The sequence below is a fragment of the Arthrobacter sp. N1 genome (assembly GCF_048288285.1).
Taxonomy (GTDB): Bacteria; Actinomycetota; Actinomycetes; order Actinomycetales; family Micrococcaceae; genus Arthrobacter_D.
Genome location: NZ_CP102608.1, coordinates 2937656 through 2954221 on the forward strand (window position 1 = coordinate 2937656; position 16566 = coordinate 2954221).

17 protein-coding genes are annotated in these 16566 nt (G+C 69.9%); 10 read left to right on the forward strand and 7 right to left on the reverse strand.

The features are described 5' to 3' along the window. Positions 1 to 97: 97 nt before the first annotated feature. A complete protein-coding gene (locus NVV32_RS13650) occupies positions 98 to 769 on the forward strand; it encodes a TetR/AcrR family transcriptional regulator (protein ID WP_422390512.1) in 672 nt (223 codons plus the stop codon). A gap of 39 nt (positions 770 to 808) precedes the next feature. Here the strand turns inward: NVV32_RS13650 and NVV32_RS13655 are convergent, their stop codons facing one another. After that, entirely contained in the window at positions 809 to 1387 is a 579-nt protein-coding gene (locus NVV32_RS13655) for a helix-turn-helix domain-containing protein (protein WP_422390513.1), read from the reverse strand. A gap of 88 nt (positions 1388 to 1475) precedes the next feature. Here NVV32_RS13655 and NVV32_RS13660 point away from each other — a divergent pair, with 88 nt between their 5' ends. Further along, on the forward strand, positions 1476 to 1685 hold the full coding sequence (locus NVV32_RS13660; protein WP_422390514.1) for a hypothetical protein: 210 nt from the start codon (positions 1476 to 1478) through the stop codon (positions 1683 to 1685). 115 nt (positions 1686 to 1800) lie between these two features. On the opposite strand, the gene gabT is transcribed toward NVV32_RS13660, so the two are convergent. Both gabT and NVV32_RS13670 read right to left on the reverse strand, forming a co-directional pair. After that, the gene (gene gabT / locus NVV32_RS13665; protein ID WP_422390515.1) at positions 1801 to 3189 is read right to left on the reverse strand and encodes a 4-aminobutyrate--2-oxoglutarate transaminase; all 1389 of its coding nucleotides are present in this window, start codon (positions 3187 to 3189) and stop codon (positions 1801 to 1803) included. A gap of 28 nt (positions 3190 to 3217) precedes the next feature. Further along, positions 3218 to 4654, reverse strand: coding sequence for a gamma-aminobutyraldehyde dehydrogenase (locus NVV32_RS13670; protein ID WP_055767768.1), 1437 nt, complete (start codon positions 4652 to 4654; stop codon positions 3218 to 3220). A 165-nt stretch (positions 4655 to 4819) separates the two neighbouring features. Here NVV32_RS13670 and NVV32_RS13675 point away from each other — a divergent pair, with 165 nt between their 5' ends. Then, positions 4820 to 6352, forward strand: a complete 1533-nt coding sequence (locus NVV32_RS13675) for a PucR family transcriptional regulator (protein ID WP_422390516.1) — start codon at positions 4820 to 4822, stop codon at positions 6350 to 6352. A 140-nt stretch (positions 6353 to 6492) separates the two neighbouring features. Further along, the gene (locus NVV32_RS13680) at positions 6493 to 7737 is read left to right on the forward strand and encodes a sensor histidine kinase (protein ID WP_422390517.1); all 1245 of its coding nucleotides are present in this window, start codon (positions 6493 to 6495) and stop codon (positions 7735 to 7737) included. Between the two features lie 100 nt (positions 7738 to 7837). Here NVV32_RS13680 and NVV32_RS13685 read toward each other — a convergent pair whose 3' ends face one another. Beyond that, positions 7838 to 9523, reverse strand: a complete 1686-nt coding sequence (locus NVV32_RS13685; RefSeq protein ID WP_422390518.1) for a sensor histidine kinase — start codon at positions 9521 to 9523, stop codon at positions 7838 to 7840. Between the two features lie 235 nt (positions 9524 to 9758). Between NVV32_RS13685 and NVV32_RS13690 the strand changes: the two genes are divergently transcribed. From NVV32_RS13690 to NVV32_RS13700, 3 genes are read left to right on the forward strand one after another with little or no spacing between them, the layout of a single operon-like run. Then, positions 9759 to 10859: a PP2C family protein-serine/threonine phosphatase gene (locus NVV32_RS13690; protein ID WP_422390519.1), complete on the forward strand. Its 1101-nt coding sequence runs from the start codon at positions 9759 to 9761 to the stop codon at positions 10857 to 10859. Positions 10860 to 10912: 53 nt separating this feature from the next. Beyond that, entirely contained in the window at positions 10913 to 11245 is a 333-nt protein-coding gene (locus tag NVV32_RS13695; protein WP_055767755.1) for an STAS domain-containing protein, read from the forward strand. After that, positions 11238 to 11699 (forward strand): ATP-binding protein, encoded by a 462-nt coding sequence (locus NVV32_RS13700; protein ID WP_422390520.1) that lies wholly within the window; start codon positions 11238 to 11240, stop codon positions 11697 to 11699. The genes NVV32_RS13695 and NVV32_RS13700 overlap by 8 nt, the downstream gene beginning before the upstream one ends. 189 nt (positions 11700 to 11888) lie before the next feature. Here NVV32_RS13700 and NVV32_RS13705 read toward each other — a convergent pair whose 3' ends face one another. Then, entirely contained in the window at positions 11889 to 12857 is a 969-nt protein-coding gene (locus NVV32_RS13705) for an alpha/beta hydrolase (RefSeq protein WP_422390521.1), read from the reverse strand. Positions 12858 to 13006: 149 nt separating this feature from the next. Between NVV32_RS13705 and NVV32_RS13710 the strand changes: the two genes are divergently transcribed. The 3 genes from NVV32_RS13710 to NVV32_RS13720 all read left to right on the forward strand — a co-directional run bounded on the left by NVV32_RS13710 (position 13007) and on the right by NVV32_RS13720 (position 14605). Continuing rightward, positions 13007 to 13642 carry a trimeric intracellular cation channel family protein gene (locus NVV32_RS13710; RefSeq protein ID WP_055767746.1) on the forward strand — a complete coding sequence of 212 codons (636 nt, stop codon included), beginning with the start codon at positions 13007 to 13009 and terminating at the stop codon, positions 13640 to 13642. A gap of 61 nt (positions 13643 to 13703) precedes the next feature. Next, complete coding sequence (locus NVV32_RS13715; protein ID WP_055767744.1) at positions 13704 to 14129, forward strand: hypothetical protein; 426 nt, start codon at positions 13704 to 13706, stop codon at positions 14127 to 14129. Continuing rightward, positions 14129 to 14605: an HIT family protein gene (locus NVV32_RS13720; protein WP_055767740.1), complete on the forward strand. Its 477-nt coding sequence runs from the start codon at positions 14129 to 14131 to the stop codon at positions 14603 to 14605. Before NVV32_RS13715 ends, NVV32_RS13720 begins: the two co-directional genes overlap by 1 nt. A 186-nt stretch (positions 14606 to 14791) precedes the next feature. Here NVV32_RS13720 and NVV32_RS13725 read toward each other — a convergent pair whose 3' ends face one another. Beyond that, positions 14792 to 15160: a hypothetical protein gene (locus tag NVV32_RS13725; protein WP_422390522.1), complete on the reverse strand. Its 369-nt coding sequence runs from the start codon at positions 15158 to 15160 to the stop codon at positions 14792 to 14794. A gap of 311 nt (positions 15161 to 15471) precedes the next feature. Then, positions 15472 to 16566: a polyprenyl synthetase family protein gene (locus NVV32_RS13730; protein ID WP_422390523.1), complete on the reverse strand. Its 1095-nt coding sequence runs from the start codon at positions 16564 to 16566 to the stop codon at positions 15472 to 15474.

A 16566-nucleotide genomic window follows, 5' to 3' on the forward strand; every position in this document is an offset into this window, starting at 1 on the left:
CGGCATTCATTATTCCGCACTACTATAGCCAGAGGTCGCCCGCGAGGGAAGGGAGCGGGCCTAGAGTTAATCAGGACGCAACACGAAGGCAGGAGCCATGACAGCACCCTCCCCCGAGCCCCGGCGTGCCGGGCGGCCGCCCCGCAGCGTGCTGTCGAAGGACCGCATCACCGGAGCGGCCCTCGACCTCATCGCCGCCGAGGGCTACGAGGGCCTGACCATGTCGGGGCTCGCCCGGAGGCTGCGGGTGGCCCCCTCCGCCCTGTACAACCACGCCGGCTCCAAGCAGGAGGTCCTCGGGTGGGTGCAGGACCACGTCATGACCATGGTGGATGTGAGCGCCTTCTCGCGCGAGGCGTGGGACGACGCCGTGCGGCAGTGGGCGTGGTCCTACCGGGAGGTCTTCGCGCGGCACGCCCCCCTGGTGCCGGTCATCGCGGTCATGCCGGTGACGGACGCCGCCGGGACGCTGGGGATGTACGAGGAAGTGGCGCGCGGCTTCCTGGCCGGCGGGTGGCCCGAGGAGCGGATCGTGCCGACGATCGTGGCCCTCGAGTCGTTCATCTACGGGTCGGCGCTCGACGTCGCCGCACCCCGGGACATCTTCGACTCCGGATCGCTGGGCGATCGCTTCCCGGTGTTCACCGCCGCGGTTCACAGCGCGTCGGGGGCGGGGAACGCGGACAGTGCGGCCGATGCCGCCTTCCACCTCGGGCTCGACGGCATGATCACGGGCCTGCGCGCCCAGCTGGCGGCCTACTCGTCCTGACGCTCCACCCGTCCGGAGGAGCCACCCGGTCCTGGTGCGCTACTCGTCCTGGCGGGCGGGACGGACGAGCCGTCCCATCCGGTATGCGGTGGAGTGCAGGACGTCCACGAAGGCGGAACCGTCGGCCTGCAGCCAGTCGGTCAGGGCGAGCTCGAACACCGTGACGCCGTAGCGCGCCACCATGCGGGCCTCGTCGCCGTCCACCCCGTGCCGCTCGAGTGCTCCGCTGATCACCTCCCCGAGCAGGACGTTCTTGAGCAGTTCCCGCTCGCGGAGGCCCTGGTCGGACCCGATGATGGCGCGCCGGGATCGGATGTCCTCACGCCAGCTCTCGAAGGGCCCCGTCGCCATCGCCTCGAAACCGTGCATCACGAGACCCAGCGGGGACAGGAAGGCAGGAGCGCCGGCCACCAGCGCCTCGACGACGCCGGGGAGCTCCCGCTCGCGCAGGAAGAGGACGTCGCGCTTGTCCGGGAAGTGGCGGAAGAAGGTTCGCGTGGTGAGCCCCGCGCGGGCGGCGATCTGCGGCACGGAGGTGGCGGCGTACCCCTGGGCCGAGAAGAGTTCGACGGCCGCCCGTTCCAGGCGAAGTGCGGCATCGGGGGCCCATCTGCTCATGGGTCCACCATACTCGATGACACGCCATGCCATCTTGCGCCGTTCTGACGGCATGGCGTGTCATCACGGACGTCGGTCCGGGAGAATCATGCACACCGACGCAGCCGCACTGCTCACCCACGCATTCGGAGATCTGGAGGTACGGCCGGCTGCCTTCCCCACAGCCCGTCCGGGCCAGCTGGTCCTGCGCAACCGCGCCATCGCCGTCAACCCGCTCGATCTGATCGAGCAGACGACAGGCAACGTGATGTACCGCACCGGCGACCCGGAGACCCGGCGACCTGGTGATCCGGTGTGATGCTGACCTGCCCCCGCGGACTCCTGGCGGAGCGAGCACAGCCGGGACGAACGAAGGCCCCGCAGCTTGATGCCGCGGGGCGCTCGTCGACGTACGCAGCCCGAGCCGCCGCAGGTCAGCCGGCGTTCACGGTCCTGATGGCGTGCTCGAGCACGTCCAGGCCGTCCGCCAGCAGTTCGTCGGTGATGACGAGCGGCGGCAGCAGGCGGATGACGTTGCCGTAGGTGCCGCAGGTCAGGATGATGACGCCCTCGCGCAGGCACTGTGCCGCGATGGCCTTCGTCGCGTCGGCATTGGGGGTCCGACCGCCGCCGGGCTCCACGAACTCGATGGCCAGCATGGCCCCGCGTCCGCGCAGCTCCCCGACGATACTGCCGTCCCCGAGGTCCGCCTGCAGCGCGGCGAACCGCTCGGTGACCTGCGCCTCGATGCGGCGGGCCCTGCCCGCGAGGTCCTGCTCCTTCATGCTCCCGATGGCGCCGAGTGCAGCGGCGCACGCCACCGGATTACCACCGTAGGTCCCGCCGAGTCCGCCGGCGTGGACGGCGTCGAGCAGTTCCGCGCGGCCGGTGATGGCGGACAGCGGCATGCCCCCGGCGATCCCCTTCGCCATCGTGATGATGTCCGGTACCACGCCCTCGTGGTTCACGGCGAACCACTCGCCCGTCCGGCAGAAACCGGACTGGACCTCGTCCGCGATGAAGACGACGCCGTTGGCCTTCGCCCAGTCCGCCAGGGCGGGCAGGAAGCCGTCGGCGGGGACGATGAACCCGCCCTCGCCCTGGACGGGCTCGATGATGATCGCCGCGACCGAGTCCGCGCCGATCTGCTTCTCGATCATCGTGATGGCCCGCTGTGCCGCCTCGGGGCCCGTGATCGACGGGTTCTCCTCCCGGAAGGGGTAGCTCATCGGCACGCGGTAGATCTCGGGGGCGAAGGGGCCGAAGTTGGTCTTGTACGGCATCGACTTCGCTGTGAGGGCCATCGTGAGATTGGTGCGGCCGTGGTACGCGTGGTCGAAGGCGACGACGGCGTTGCGGCCGGTGGCCAGGCGTGCCACCTTGACGGCGTTCTCCACTGCCTCGGCTCCGGAGTTGAACAGGACGGTGCGCTTCTCGAAGTCGCCGGGCGTCAGGGCCGCCAGCTGCTCCGCGACGGCGATGTAGCCCTCGTAGGGCGTCACCATGAAGCAGGTGTGCGTGAAGTGCTCCACCTGCTCCTTGACGGCACCGACCACGGCCGGGTCGGACGCACCGACGCTCGTCACGGCGATGCCGGAGCCGAGATCGATGAAGGAGTTGCCGTCGACGTCGTGGATGATCCCGCCGTCGGCGTCCGCCACGTACACGGGCACGCCGGAGGCAACGCCCTTGGCGACGACGGCCGCGCGGCGGGCCGCGAGCTCGGTGGACCGCGGACCGGGGAAGTCCCCGGTGATGCGGCGCTTCTGCTCGAGCCTGAAGCTCGGGGCGGTGATCCCGGGAGTGGTTGCGAAGATGGTCATCGGGGAGGGTCCTTTGTCTCGGGGACGATCAGGCGTCCAGCACGCTCATGACGTGCTTGATGCGGGTGTAGTCCTCCACGCCGTACATGGAGAGGTCCTTGCCGTAGCCGGAGTTCTTGAAGCCGCCGTGCGGCATCTCGGCCGTGAGCATGATGTGCGTGTTGATCCACACGGCCCCGAAGTCGAGGTCGCGGGAGACACGCATCGCGGTGCCGTGGTCCGTGGTCCACACACTGGAGGCGAGCGCGTAGTCCACGCCGTTGGCGAGCTCCAGGGCCTCCTCCTCGGTGGCGAAGGTCTGCACGGTGAGGATGGGACCGAAGGTCTCCTGCTGCACCACCGGGTCGTCCTGGCGCGCACCGGTGATGATGGTGGGCTCGAAGAAGTAGCCCTTCTCCCCCGCGCGCTTGCCGCCGGTCGCGATGCTGCAGTGTGCCGGCAGCCCTTCGATGACGGAGGTGACCGCGTTGAAGTGGTTGATGTTGTTGAGCGGCCCGAAGTAGTTCTCGGAGTCGTCGGCGCTGCCCGTGCGCAGGGTCGCCGTGTGCTCGACCATCGCGGCCACGAGGTCGTCGTGTGCCTCCTCCTGCACCAGCACGCGGGTGATCGCGGTGCAGTCCTGGCCGGCGTTGAAGAAGGCGAACTCGGTGATGGCCTCCGCCGTCTTCTTCAGGTCCGCATCGGCGAAGACGACGGCGGGAGCCTTGCCGCCGAGCTCGAGGTGGGCCCGCTTGAGGCCCTTCGCGGCGCTCGAGGCGACGGCGATGCCCGCACGGACGGATCCGGTGATGGACACCAGCCCGGGCACGGGGTGTTCGATCATCGCCGCGCCGGTCTCCCCGGTCCCGAGCACCACGTTCAGGACGCCGTCGGGCAGGATGCCCTGGGTCAGGCGCGCCAGCACGAGGGTCGACTCGGGCGTCGTGTCGCTGGGCTTCAGCACCACCGTGTTGCCGGCCGCGAGCGCGGGACCGATCTTCCAGATGGCCATGAGGAAGGGGTAGTTCCAGGGGGCCACCTGTGCGACGACGCCGATGGGCTCGCGGCGCACGTAGGAGGTGTGGCCCTCCATGTACTCGCCGGCGGACTTGCCCTCGAGGATGCGCGCGGCGCCGGCGAAGAACCGCAGCTGGTCGGCGCCCACGGCTACCTCCTCGGCGGCGATCATCTCGCGCACCTGCCCGGTGTTGCGGTGCTGCGCCTCGACGAGCTCGTCGCTCGCGGCCTCGACGGCGTCGGCGAGCTTCAGCAGCATCAGCTGGCGCTGGCTCGGGGTGGTTCGCTTCCAGGTGGTGAAGGCACGACGGGCGGCCTGCATCGCGTCGTCGACGTCGGCCGGCGTGGAGACGGGCGACTGCGCCACCACCTCGCCGTTGGTCGGGTTCACGATGTCGAGGAGCTGATCACGAGCGCCGGCGGGCACCACGAAGTGTCCGTCGATGTAGTTCTGAAGGGTCTCGGCCACGCTGCAGCGCCTTTCACGGGGTCTTCGCACGCTCGTACCGGTGCCGGTCGACGTGCACGTTCCAGCAGAACCGTACCGGCGGCGCGTAACCCACGCCACGTGTGGTTGCACAGCCTGAGCGGTGGTCTGCCGTGCACAGGTACAACCGTCGCCTACGCTGGAGGCATGGCCATCACGCTGCCCGATCTCCTCGCCGACCCTGCACTGGGCCTCGTGGCCGAGGGGACGGCCCCGCCACCCGCACAGCCGATCCAGTGGGTGGCGGTGACGGAACTGGAGGACCCCCGGCCGTTCCTGAACGGGGCCGAGGTGGTCCTCACCACCGGTGTCCGCCTGAAGACGGGTGCCGCACAGCGGGCCTTCGTGCGACGGGCACACGAGGCCGGCGCCCTGGCGATCGGCTTCGGCGTGGGCCTGACGCACCGGCGGATTCCGGCCGCAGTGCTCGCCGAGGCGGACGTCGTCGGGCTCGCTGCCTTCAGCGTCCCCTACGAGGTCCCCTTCATCGCGATCGGCAAGAAGGTGGCGGACGCCCTCTCGGCCGCACAGTACGCAGGGCTCGAGGAACTCCTCCAGGGCCACGCCGTGCTGGCGTCCGCCCTCCTCGGAGCAGGCGGCCTCACAGCACTCCTCGGTGAGCTGGCCCGCATGCTCGGCACCGACGTCGCGCTCTTCCAGTACGGGACGCGCATCGCGGACGCCCGACGGTCCGGCGCGCCGCGCCCGCCGGCGTCGTCACCACGCGCCGCCGCTCCGGGCCGCGCAGCCTCGCCAGCGGACGGCGATGCGGCACCTGCCGGTTCGCACGACCCGGCTCCCATGGTCCCGACGACGTGGCATCGCGTGCCCATCGCCACCGGCCTGAAGGACCGCTGCACCCTTGCGATCGCGGAGCCCTACGCGCACGCCGCCGTCGTCGACTACGCGAAGAGCCTCATCTCCGTGGAACTCACCAACCAGGCCCGCAACAGGACCGGCGCCCGCACCGCGACCGGCCAGCTGCTGGAGGACGTGGTGCGGGGGACGCTCACCGGGCCCGAGGCCGCGGCGCGGCTCGCCAGCTCCGGGATCGACACCACCGCACGGCACGCGGTGCTGATCGTCGACGTCGCATCGGGGCAGCGGCGCAGCCTCAGGACGCTGCCGCTGCCCTACGGCTGGGACCGCCTCTCCACCGGGCTCGTCGACGAGCGCCTGGTCCTCGTCCTGCCCGCTCCGGCGAGCCCTGATCCCGCGCCGCTCGACCCGGCGGAGCTCAGCCGGTACCTGCACGGCGCCGGCCTGACGGCCTGCATCGGCGTCGGTGGGGCGTACGCGCAGCCCACGGGTCTGCGCTGGAGCTACTTCGAGGCGCGGGAAGCCCTCCAGCGCGGGCAGGCGGTCAACCGGGCCGACCGCCTCAGCCTGACGTCGCTGCTGATGTCCAGCGCCGATGTGCCCCTCGCCGACCTCGCCGCCGAGACCCTCAGGCCCCTCGATGACTTCGACGAGGCACACGGGGCCGGTCTCGTCACGACGCTCCAGCGGTACCTCGACCTCGACGGCTCAGTGGCCGCCGTCGCCGCCGGCCTCGCGCTGCACCGCAACACGATCCGCTACCGGCTCCAGCAGGTGGTCACCCTGACCGGGTACGACCCCGCGGTCACGGCCGATCGCGTCCACCTCTACCTGGCGCTCAGGGTCAGGGCACTGGGCTGAGGGAGGGGAAGCAAGCCCCCTGACCACCCATCCCCGGCGACGGTCTGCACGAAGACCTGTCACGCACCGCTCGGCCGGCCCGCACCCATGGGATAGTTTGAAGCGACGTACACCGGTCTCAGGAGTCTTCGGGGGTATCCATGTCACTGCTTCAGGCCGACGAGCCACACCTGCGGGAAGTTGCCAGGCGGGCGGTCCTTCAGGACTACCGGCTGCCCTATGGCGAGGCAGGGGGTGCTCCGGTCCAGGAGGTCGACTACGAGACGCCGCCCGAACTCCTCAACCTCGTGAAGCTGGCCGTGCGCGTCAGCGCGATGGACATGGGCGTCATCAACATCATCACGGCGGACCAGCAGCACCAGATCGCCGCGGTCGGGGTGGAGGCGTCGGTGTGCTCGCGCGACGACTCCATGTGCTCGAAGGTCTTCACGTCCGGGTCCATCACGGCTGTCCCGGATGCCTCCCTCGACCCGCGCTTCGCCGACAATCCTTTCGTCAACGGGGGCATCGCCGAGGTCCGCTCCTACGCCTCCGTGCCGCTCCTGACCGGGTCCGGCTACGCGCTCGGCTCGCTGTGCGTGTTCTCCCCACGCGTGCTGGCGCTCGGGCCCGAGCAGCGTGAAGGCCTCGAGATCCTCGCGCGTCAGGTCGTGGAGGTCCTGGAGCTGCAGTACAAGACCAGGCAGCTCCTCGAAGCGCTCGAGGTGGTGCGTCGCAGCAACGAGGACCTGGCCGGCTTCGCGGCCCGCGTCAGCCATGACCTGAAGAATCCGCTGACGGCGATCCTCGGCTATACGGAACTGAGTGAACAGGACACGGACGTCCCGGCAGCGGGACCGGCGGCACGGTACTTCAGCATCATCCGGGGTAGCGCGAGCCGCATGCTGACCACGGTCGAGGAGGTGCTGGAGTTCTCGCGGATCGGTGGGGCGATCACCCGGCGGCCCGTACGTCTGGCCACCATGATGAACGCAGTCCTGCAGGACGTCCTCCCGCTGAGCAGCGCCTCCGACGCGCTCGTCACCGTGCAGGATGCCCACCTGTTCGTTGACCGCGCCCAGGTCATCGCCCTGCTGCAGAACCTCGTGTCCAATGCGATCAAGTACTCGACGCCGGGCAGTCCGCCGCGCGTCGAGGTGGTCGCCGGCCTCGGCGCGACGCAGGTCCTGCGGATCATCGACCACGGGAAGGGTATCGACCCGGAGGACCGGACGCGCGTCCTGGAGCCCCTCGTCCGCCTCCAGCGCGACGGTGATCCGGCCGGCAGCGGCATCGGCCTCGCCACCTGCGCCCGGATCGCGCGGGCGCACGAGGGGTCGATCAGCATCACAGCGACGCCCGGCGGCGGGACCACGGTGACGGTCGATCTGGGTCCTGCGGCCTGAGCCCCACGGACTCGGCCACGGCGGCGGGCTCGTTGTCCGGGACCCGCGGCCCGACACCTGTAGCCGGTACCCTCGGCCGTCGCTCTCGGCCGTCGCCGCCCTAGTACTCCTGGGCCTGCAGTTCCTGGTCCTGCTCGGCACGGGCGAGCGGCAGCCGGAACGTGAACGTGGACCCCTGGCCCTCGACACTCCGGCAACAGATCGTCCCGCCGTGCCGCTCGACGATCGCCTTGGAGATGGCGAGGCCCAGACCCACGCCCGGGATGGCCGCATTGCGCGCTGCCGAGGTCCGGAAGAACTTCGAGAACACACCGCGTAGTTCCTCGGCAGACATACCGCTGCCCTCGTCGGTCACGCTGCACTCCACGGCGCCGTCGACCTCCGCCGCCGTCACCGTCACACGACCACCCGCCGGGGAGTACTTGACGGCGTTCGAGAGCAGGTTGTCGAGGACCTGGCAGATCCGCGGTGCATCGCAGAGCGCCACGAGGTCACGCCCGGCGAGGTCCTCGAACCGGACGAGTGGATTGCCGTTGCGCTCCTGTGCCGCCCTGACCCGCTCCCTCACCAGGGAGGTGAAGTCGGTGGGTACGGGCCTGATCTCCGGTGTGCCCTCCGCCGTGGACAGCAGATCCACCACGAGCTTGTGCAGGCGCTCGGAGTTGCGGGACACCACCTCCAGGCCGGAGGCGACCTCGGGCTCGAGGTCCGGTATGCCGGTCAGCAACTCGAGATACCCGCGAATGGCGGTCAGCGGCGTCCGCAGCTCATGGGACACCGTCGCCACGAACTCGTCCTTGGCATTGAGGGCGCGCACGAGTTCCGTCACGTCGTTGAACGTCACCACGGAACCCTCGCGGGTGCCGTCCTGGTTGGTCATCAGGCGCGACGACGTCGACAGCACGCGCTGGTCCGGGAGTTCGCCCCACCAGAGGAGGTAATCGGAGAACACCTGGCCCTCGGCGGCGCGGCGCGTCGGGCGCCGGTTCTCCGGCATCGGCGACGTGCCGTCCTGCTGGAAGATGCGGAGGTCCTCCTCCGCCGTGTCCGAAGCCGTGCCCGCAAGGGCCCTGAACTGCTCGAGCTTGCGGTTGGTCAGGAGCGGACGTCCGCGTTCGTCGACGGCGATGAGGCCGATGTCCACGCTGTTGACCACGGTGTCGAGCAGGCGCTCGCGCCGGGCGCTCTCCTCGAGGAGCTGCTGCAGTTCCCGGTCCTTCTCCTCGACGACGTCCTGCTGCGCCATCATGCTGGCGGTCATCACCCGGATGGTGACGCCGATCGCGAGCATGATGAACGGGAGCAGGACGGACTGCGTCAGGGACTGCGAGGTGACCGCGGCATCCGTCACGAACACGGGGACCCAGACGATCCCGAGGGCCGCGAGGAAACCGGCGGTGAGCACCGCGCGCGGGTAGAGTCCCGAGGCAGCCAGCCAGATGACGGGGAACACGGTGAGCAGCCCCACACCGGTGATCACTGTTCCCGCGCCGTAGCGCATGAGGCCGATCGGGATGAAATCCAGGAGCGGGATGATCAGGAAACTCGCATGCGGCAGACGGTCCCACGGCACCAGGAAGCAGAGGGCCAGCAGGACGGCCTGGAGGGCGACGCCGATGAGGAAGGTGCGGCTCGCGAACAGATCAGGGTGGAACAGGGCCCCGCCGACAAGGATCAGGATGACGGTGAGCGAGAGGGGCAGCTGGCTCAGCACGACCCGGGCGCGCATGGTCAGCTCGTGGAACTGTCGCGTGTTGAACGTCAGGTAGGAGAGCACCCTGTCCATCCGGTGGCCACCTCCCCTCGTGCGTCATCCAGCTTCATCCCGTCGCGGCAGGACGGTGCCGATGCGCACAGGCGCGTCGGCTTCCACAGAGTAGCGCGGTGGACCGTCGATTTCCGGGGCCGGAGCGCGGCCCCGTCCTCAAGATCACATCAAGATCGGCGCAACAACCCGAGCAACACGGCGAAGGCTCGGTGCGCGTGCCGGGCAGCGCGCGCCGTAGCGTTTAATGAAGTCCATGACTGTCTCCCCGGAGCCCCGCCGTGCACTGGTTGTCGAGGACGACGTCGACATCCGGGGCCTGCTCGTCCAGATCCTGAAGCGCGAGGGTTTCACGGTGACCGAGGCCGCCACCGCCCGTGAGGGGCTGGAGAAGGCGCGTGCCGGGGCCGATCTCATCACCCTCGATCTCAACCTTCCCGACGGCGACGGTGTCGAGGTGTGCCGGGAGGTCCGCGAGTTCTCCGACGCATACATCCTCATGATCACCGCCCGCACCGATGAGATCGAGCGCCTCACGGGCCTGGAGACCGGCGCCGACGACTACATCAGCAAGCCGTTCAGCCCGCGCGAGCTCGTGGCCCGGATCAATTCGCTGTTCCGCCGGCAGAGCCGCCAGGCCGCAGCGGACGTGGCGCACGCCGACGAGCGCCAGCGTGCCGCGGAGGTGCAGCAGAACCTGCTCCCCCGCGACCGCCTGGCTCTCCCGCATTACGAGCTCGCCGGACGCTTCAGGCCGTCCCGCAGCGTCGGAGGTGACTTCTACGACTGGTACGGCACGGCCGACGGCCTGCACCTCACCGTCGCGGACGCCATGGGTAAGGGGATGGGCGCCGCCCTCGTCGCCGCGACCGTGCGCGCGATCATGCGCTCGGTGGCCACCCAACCGAACCTCGAGACCGCCTTCGCGACAGCGGCCCGTGCCACCGAGGCCGACCTCGAGCAGACGAGTTCCTTCGTCACCCTGTTCCACGGGCGCCTCGACGCCGCGACGGGGTCCGTCGGGTACGTGGACGCCGGCCATGGACTGGCCCTTCACGTCATGGCGGACGGCAGCGCCGAGCGGCTCCCCTCGGCGGGGCCACCCGTCGGCGCGTGGCCCGACCAGACGTGGGCGGCCGGGACCGTGCAGCTCGGGCCGGGGGACGCTCTCGCGATCGTGAGCGACGGCCTGCTGGACATCTACGAGACGGTCGAGGAGTTCACGGAAGCCGTCGCCGGTGTCGTCACCGCCTCCGCGGGAGTGGAGGAGGCCTGCGCCACCCTGCTCGCCATGGCTGACGTCCCGGAGGTGGCGGACGACGTCACCGTCGTCATCCTCCAGCGCTCGCCCGCCTAGCCGGCGCCCGCACGATCGACCACCACGGACAGCACCGCCGGAAGGACGTACAGATGGAATTCAGCACGCAGGACAAGGGCCGCTACACCGAGGTCACACCGAGCGGACGGCTCAACATGGTCGCTGCGCCGAAGCTCCGCGAGGTCATCGACGGCGTCGTCAGCGCCGGTGGCCGGCGCATCGTGGTGAACCTCGCCGAGACCACCTTCATGGACTCGTCCGGGCTCGGAGCGCTGATCGGCTGCCTCAAGCTGGCACGGCAGTCCGGCGGGGACCTGCGGATCGCCGCCGTGCAGCCGCAGGTCAACATGGTGCTCGAACTCACCAGCATGCACCGAGTGCTGACGCCCCACGCGACGGCCGAGCAAGCGTTCCCCAATGACTGACAACCTGGCGCGACGCGTCCTCGAGGAACCGGCCACGGAGCAGGCGATCGAGGATCTGCACGGCGTGCTGGACCAACTGTGGCTGGACGCCGCCTTCGTGCCCGCGCTGGACCAGATGGCCTTCACCACCGCCGTGATCGAATCCGCCAGCAACGTGGTGCAGCACGGTGTCCCCTCACCCGGCGCCACCCTTCATCTCGGCGTCGAGCTCACGGTGTCCGCCGAGCGACTGACGGCGGTGATCAGCGAGATCGGAGCCGCGCCGCACGATCCGGTGCCCGACCTCGACGACCTGCCCGAGCCCTCGCTGCCCGGCGAGGACGCCCTGCTGGAGGACTACGACGAGTCCGGTCGCGGTCTGTCGATGATCCGCGCCCTGGTCACGACGGTGACCGTGGAACGCCAGGGGGACACCAACGTGTGGGTCCTCTCCAGGGATTCCGGCCAGGACTGACCCGACCCGGTCGGGTGCGCCGTCGACAGTGCATCCGGCCGACCGCGCACCGGTGCCGTCCGGTGCGTCCGGCTCCTCCGGGAGAGCCGGGCGGCAACGGGAAGCCCCTGGGCTGCGGCAGGGCCGTTCGGTCCCCGGGTCCATCAGCGACGGAAGCGCGCAAGCAGCCCGGTCCCGAAGGGCCTGCAGCTACGGAAGTGCCGGTCGGCCGAGGAACGCGGCGATGTCCGCGTACACCTCCCTGGACTCGGGCAGCCGGGGGAAGGCCGGGAACACGTGGAACCCGCCCGGGTACACCGTCATGGTGACGTCCGCGCCCGCTGCGACGGCGCGGTCCCGGAAGACCGTCGCATCCGCCATGCAGACATCACGCGTGCCCTGGTAGATGCGGGTCGGCGGGACGGTCGCCAGCATCTCGTCAGGGGCGCACGCAGGGCTGATGAGGGGTGACCTCGGGTCGTCTCCCCCGGCCCACCACAAGCCGGCCTGCACGCCGCCCGCCACGGACAGCATCGGGTCCACGGCGTCGTACTTCGGGATCTCGGGGTTGGTCCCGGTCACGTCCAGCCACGGCGAGAACGCGACGATCCGCCCCGGTGCAGGCAGCCCTGCGTCGCGGAACGCCCAGGGCTGCGCAACCGCCAGCCCGCCGCCGGCGGAGTCCCCCATCAGGGTGACGTCCGCCGGGTCGGCCGTGCGCAGCACCTCCCGGTACACGGAGACGAGATACGGGAAGGCCTCCCGGTAGGTGCTCTCCGGAGCCAGCCGGTAGAGCGGCACGGTGACCGCGGCGCCCGTCCGCTTCGTCAGTTCGGCGATGATCCACCAGTGCGGGCGGCCGAGCTCGTTGATGTATATGCCGCCGTGCGTATAGATGATGTGCGACCTCGTCGCCCCGAGCAGGGGGCGCACGGTGATGGTCCGGACCCCGTCGATCCGCTTCTCCTGGATGGTGTGCGTCTGCTTGAAGGTCCAGGGGATCGCCGCGATGGACGGGTAGGTCCGCCCGGGGTACGTGGCGTTGACCCAGTCGGTCCCGTTCAGGTTCCGCTTCGTCGGCAGGAGGCCGATCAGGCGCGAGGCCGTCCGCATGGCCCACGAGCCGTCCCGTCTGCTCGGCTCGACCGTCCCGGGGCCCGCTGCGTATCCGCTCGTCATGGGGTCAGCCTAGTGCGGTGCGCGGAGCCGGGTTGCCTCTGTCATGCTGGTGAAGCCCGTCCTGTCGTTCGCCGGATCGACGCGGTACGCCCCGCGCTGGTGTCCGTACCCTCCGTGGGTCGTCGTGAGAGAAGGAGCCGCTCGACCAGATGGACACCGCGTCGCACATCGCCCTCGCCGCAGACCTGCTCGGCGTCTTCTTCTTCGCCGTCTCCGGGTCCCTGCTGGCGGCGCGCAAGGGCTTCGACCTCGTGGGATCCCTCCTGCTGGCGTCGCTGGCCTCCCTCGGTGGAGGAGTGGCGCGCGACCTCATCATCGATGTCCCCCCTGCGGCCTTCAACAATCCCGCCTACCTTGTCCCCCCGTTGCTCGCGACCGTCCTCGTGTACTTCGTCTTCTCCGGGGTGGAGCGGGTCAAGCGCGTCCTGGTGATCTTCGACGCCGCAGGCCTCGCCCTCTTCTGCATCACGGGCACGGTGAAGGCGCTCGACGTCGGGCTCAACCCGGTCTCCGCCGTGCTGCTGGGCGTCACCACCGCCGTGGGCGGCGGCCTGCTGCGCGACGTCGTCGCCAACGAGATCCCGCAGCTCTTCGACCCGCGTGACATCTACGCGCTGCCCGCGATGCTCGGCGCCGTCGTCGTCACCGTCCTCTACCTGACCGGGACCTTCACGATCGTCACGGGCATGCTGGCGGCGTCGCTCGTGTTCTCGCTGCGCGTCCTCGCCTGGCGGTACGGCTGGCATGCCCCGCTCGCGTCCCGCACCTGGAGCGCACGGAGGTAGCCCGCGCGTGCAGCCCGACGGCTAGGATGGACGCATCCCCGCCACCACTCCTGGAGTACCTGTGACTGAGCTGTTTTCCGACAAATTCCGCGCCCTGGTGCCCTCGTACTTCGAGGACGAGTGGGCCGAGGAAGACGGGCTGACCGAGGACGAGCTCGCCGAGATGCTCGAGGGCAAGGACTTCGAGCTGCCTCTGGCGCTCCACGAGTTCTACCGCGCCGTGGGTGCCACCGAGGACATCATGGAGGCCTTCCACTTCTTCTGGGACCCGGACGAGCTCGAGATCGAGGACGGTTTCCTGTTGTTCCTCGAGGATGAGGACGAGCAGTACACCTGGGGTATGAGGGTGGAGCAGCTCGACGTCCCGGATCCGATCGTCTGGCGGCGCAACAATGCCCGCGGGGAGTGGCAGAGCGAGGAGGGCACCTTCACCGAGTACGTGCTGGATCTCTTCGAGTGGGTCTTCGAGGAGGACGAGGAGAACTGATGGAGTTCGTCCATCACGCCCCCGAAGGCTACCGGTGCCCGTTCTGCGACCTGGCGCGCGGGGACTTCGGCAACCCGAAGAACCTGTGCCGGCCCGGGGACGTCATCTATGCGGACGACCTCGTGTTGGCATTCATCGCCTCGCACGGCTTCGAGCCGAACCCGGGTCATGTGCTTGTCACGCCCCGTGAGCACGTCGAACTGCTGTACGAACTGCCCGACGCCGTCGCCGCCCGCATCATGACGCTCACCCGGGACATCGCCGTCGCGATCAAGCTGGCCTGGGAACCGGACGGTGTCTCGACCCGGCAGCACAACGAGCCCGCAGGCAGCCAGCACGTCTGGCACTACCACCAGCACATCCTGCCGCGGTGGCACGACGACGGCTTCTACTTCACCCCGAAGCGCCCCATCGTCGATCCCGCCGTCCGGGCGCGGAAGGCCGACGAGCTCAGGGCCTTCCTCCCGACGGCGTAGCCCCCAAAATACCCCGGCGGCTGCGGTGTCGAGGCCCCCAGCGGAGCCGTCGCCTGGTGCACGCGTCGCTCCTCGTACGCGGACCGCACGTGCCGTCGTTCATTTCTGGCTCCGACAAGGCGCGTCGTGGTGCGACATGCCGTCCGTAGCTGCGCACGAGTTCGTAAGGCGCGATCGAACGAGCGCTCATCGAACAGGTCGGCCTCCAACAGCTGACAGCACCTGCGCGAGCAACTCTGACTGGTGGTACATCACGTCCGCGTAGCAGAAGCGCAGGACTGCGTAGCCGCTGGGCATGGCGGTGTTGTTCCGCCGTCGATCCCGGCGGAGGGCGGCCCGATCGGCAGCGGAAACGCAGGTCAATCGCGCGTGCAGGGTGACTGCCGCGATGAAATCTGCGGGCGCCTGCGGGGTGGCGATAACTCCCCTGCGCACACGCACGACCTCGCCGCCGTCGAGCGCACAGGAGAGCCCGCGCCGGCTGATCCCGCGTTCAAGCAGCCTGTGGGTAGGGGCAACGCCGCCGAGGGCCGTCAGGACCTGAACAAGTCTCATGCGTCGAGTACAGGACCTGCTCCCATTTCTTCATCCCGTCGACCGCGCTATGTGCGCGAGCGCGCATCGGAGGCCCCCGATGAATGGATCACGGCCGAGGTGCCTCTGCGCCTTCGTTCGCGGTTCAGGTTGACCCACACGCGTGTCGGACGGTGACACACCGCTGCAGGACGGCTCCTCCGGCAGAAGGAGTGAACGAGCGCCCGCCTGACGCAGACGAGCCGTAGCAGAGCGGGCGGGCGCAACCGACGGAGCACAACGGGGCCGAGGCAGACGGAACGCCGCAGGGCCGACGCCGACGCGAAGGACCGCTAGACGTCCCGGCTGACGACCGCCTGCGCGAAGCTGGCCAGCGCCTGCTTCACCACGCTGTCCGGCAGCGGCTCGAGGGCGGCGACGGCGTCGTCCGCCCACCGCTGCGCCACGGCCCAGGCGGCCTGCGTCTGCGGGTGTGAACGGACGGCGGCGACGGCCTCGGCCAGCGCCTCGTCGGAGGTCAGGTCGCCGTCGACGAGGGCGAGGACGTCGGCCGCCGAGCTGTCTCCCGCAGCAGCGGCGCGGCGCAGGAGGATCACCGGAAGGGTGGGGACACCCTCTCTGAGATCTGTCCCCGGAGCCTTGCCGGACTTCACCTTCAGGCCGGTCACGTCGATGACGTCGTCCGCGAGCTGGAAGGCGACACCGACCTTCTCGCCGTAGGACACCATGACGTCGACGACCTCGCGCGGGGTGTCCGCGAAGAGCGCGCCGAGCTGCCCGGAGGCGGCGACGAGGGAACCGGTCTTGTCCGCGATCACGGAGAGGTAGTGCTCGAGGTCGTCCTGGCCGTGGCGGGGACCGACGGTCTCGTGCAGCTGCCCGAGGCAGAGCCGCTCGAAGGTGCGGGCCTGGATGCCGAGGGCCTCCCCGCCGAGTTCGGACACGAGGATGGAGGCGCGAGCGAAGATGAGGTCACCCGTGAGGATCGCGACGGAGTTGCCCCAGACCTCGTGCGCGGTGGGGGCGCCGCGGCGGTAGGGCGCGGAGTCCATGACGTCGTCGTGGTACAGCGTGGCGAGGTGGGTCAGTTCGACGACGACGGCGGCCTGGACCACCTTCGCGCGGGTCGGGTTGCCGAGGTGCGAGGCGAGGATGGTCAGCAGGGGCCGGATGCGCTTGCCGCCCGCCTCGACGAGGTGGCGGCTCGTGGCGTCGGCGAGGGGGTCCGAGTTGGCGATGGCTCCGCGGAGCTGCTTCTCCACCTCGGCGAGGCAGGACGAGACCGACGGCCCCAGGTCCGGGTCCTCGGCGATGAGGGCGAACCCGGGAGGCAGGCGCAGGGCCTCGGAGTCGTCCGCGATGTCCGCCGTGTCCAGCGCGCTGCCCCGGCCCACGCTGGCCCATCCGGAGTTGAAGGATTGTGTCAC

Coding starts and splice junctions, on each gene's coding strand:
- NVV32_RS13650 (WP_422390512.1), top strand. CDS start 98: ATGACAGCACCCTCCCCCGAGCCCCGGCGTGCCGGGCGGCCGCCCCGC.
- NVV32_RS13655 (WP_422390513.1), bottom strand. CDS start 1,387: ATGAGCAGATGGGCCCCCGATGCCGCACTTCGCCTGGAACGGGCGGCC.
- NVV32_RS13660 (WP_422390514.1), top strand. CDS start 1,476: ATGCACACCGACGCAGCCGCACTGCTCACCCACGCATTCGGAGATCTG.
- gabT (WP_422390515.1), bottom strand. CDS start 3,189: ATGACCATCTTCGCAACCACTCCCGGGATCACCGCCCCGAGCTTCAGG.
- NVV32_RS13675 (WP_422390516.1), top strand. CDS start 4,820: ATGGCCATCACGCTGCCCGATCTCCTCGCCGACCCTGCACTGGGCCTC.
- NVV32_RS13680 (WP_422390517.1), top strand. CDS start 6,493: ATGTCACTGCTTCAGGCCGACGAGCCACACCTGCGGGAAGTTGCCAGG.
- NVV32_RS13685 (WP_422390518.1), bottom strand. CDS start 9,523: ATGGACAGGGTGCTCTCCTACCTGACGTTCAACACGCGACAGTTCCAC.
- NVV32_RS13690 (WP_422390519.1), top strand. CDS start 9,759: ATGACTGTCTCCCCGGAGCCCCGCCGTGCACTGGTTGTCGAGGACGAC.
- NVV32_RS13695 (WP_055767755.1), top strand. CDS start 10,913: ATGGAATTCAGCACGCAGGACAAGGGCCGCTACACCGAGGTCACACCG.
- NVV32_RS13700 (WP_422390520.1), top strand. CDS start 11,238: ATGACTGACAACCTGGCGCGACGCGTCCTCGAGGAACCGGCCACGGAG.
- NVV32_RS13705 (WP_422390521.1), bottom strand. CDS start 12,857: ATGACGAGCGGATACGCAGCGGGCCCCGGGACGGTCGAGCCGAGCAGA.
- NVV32_RS13710 (WP_055767746.1), top strand. CDS start 13,007: ATGGACACCGCGTCGCACATCGCCCTCGCCGCAGACCTGCTCGGCGTC.
- NVV32_RS13720 (WP_055767740.1), top strand. CDS start 14,129: ATGGAGTTCGTCCATCACGCCCCCGAAGGCTACCGGTGCCCGTTCTGC.
- NVV32_RS13725 (WP_422390522.1), bottom strand. CDS start 15,160: ATGAGACTTGTTCAGGTCCTGACGGCCCTCGGCGGCGTTGCCCCTACC.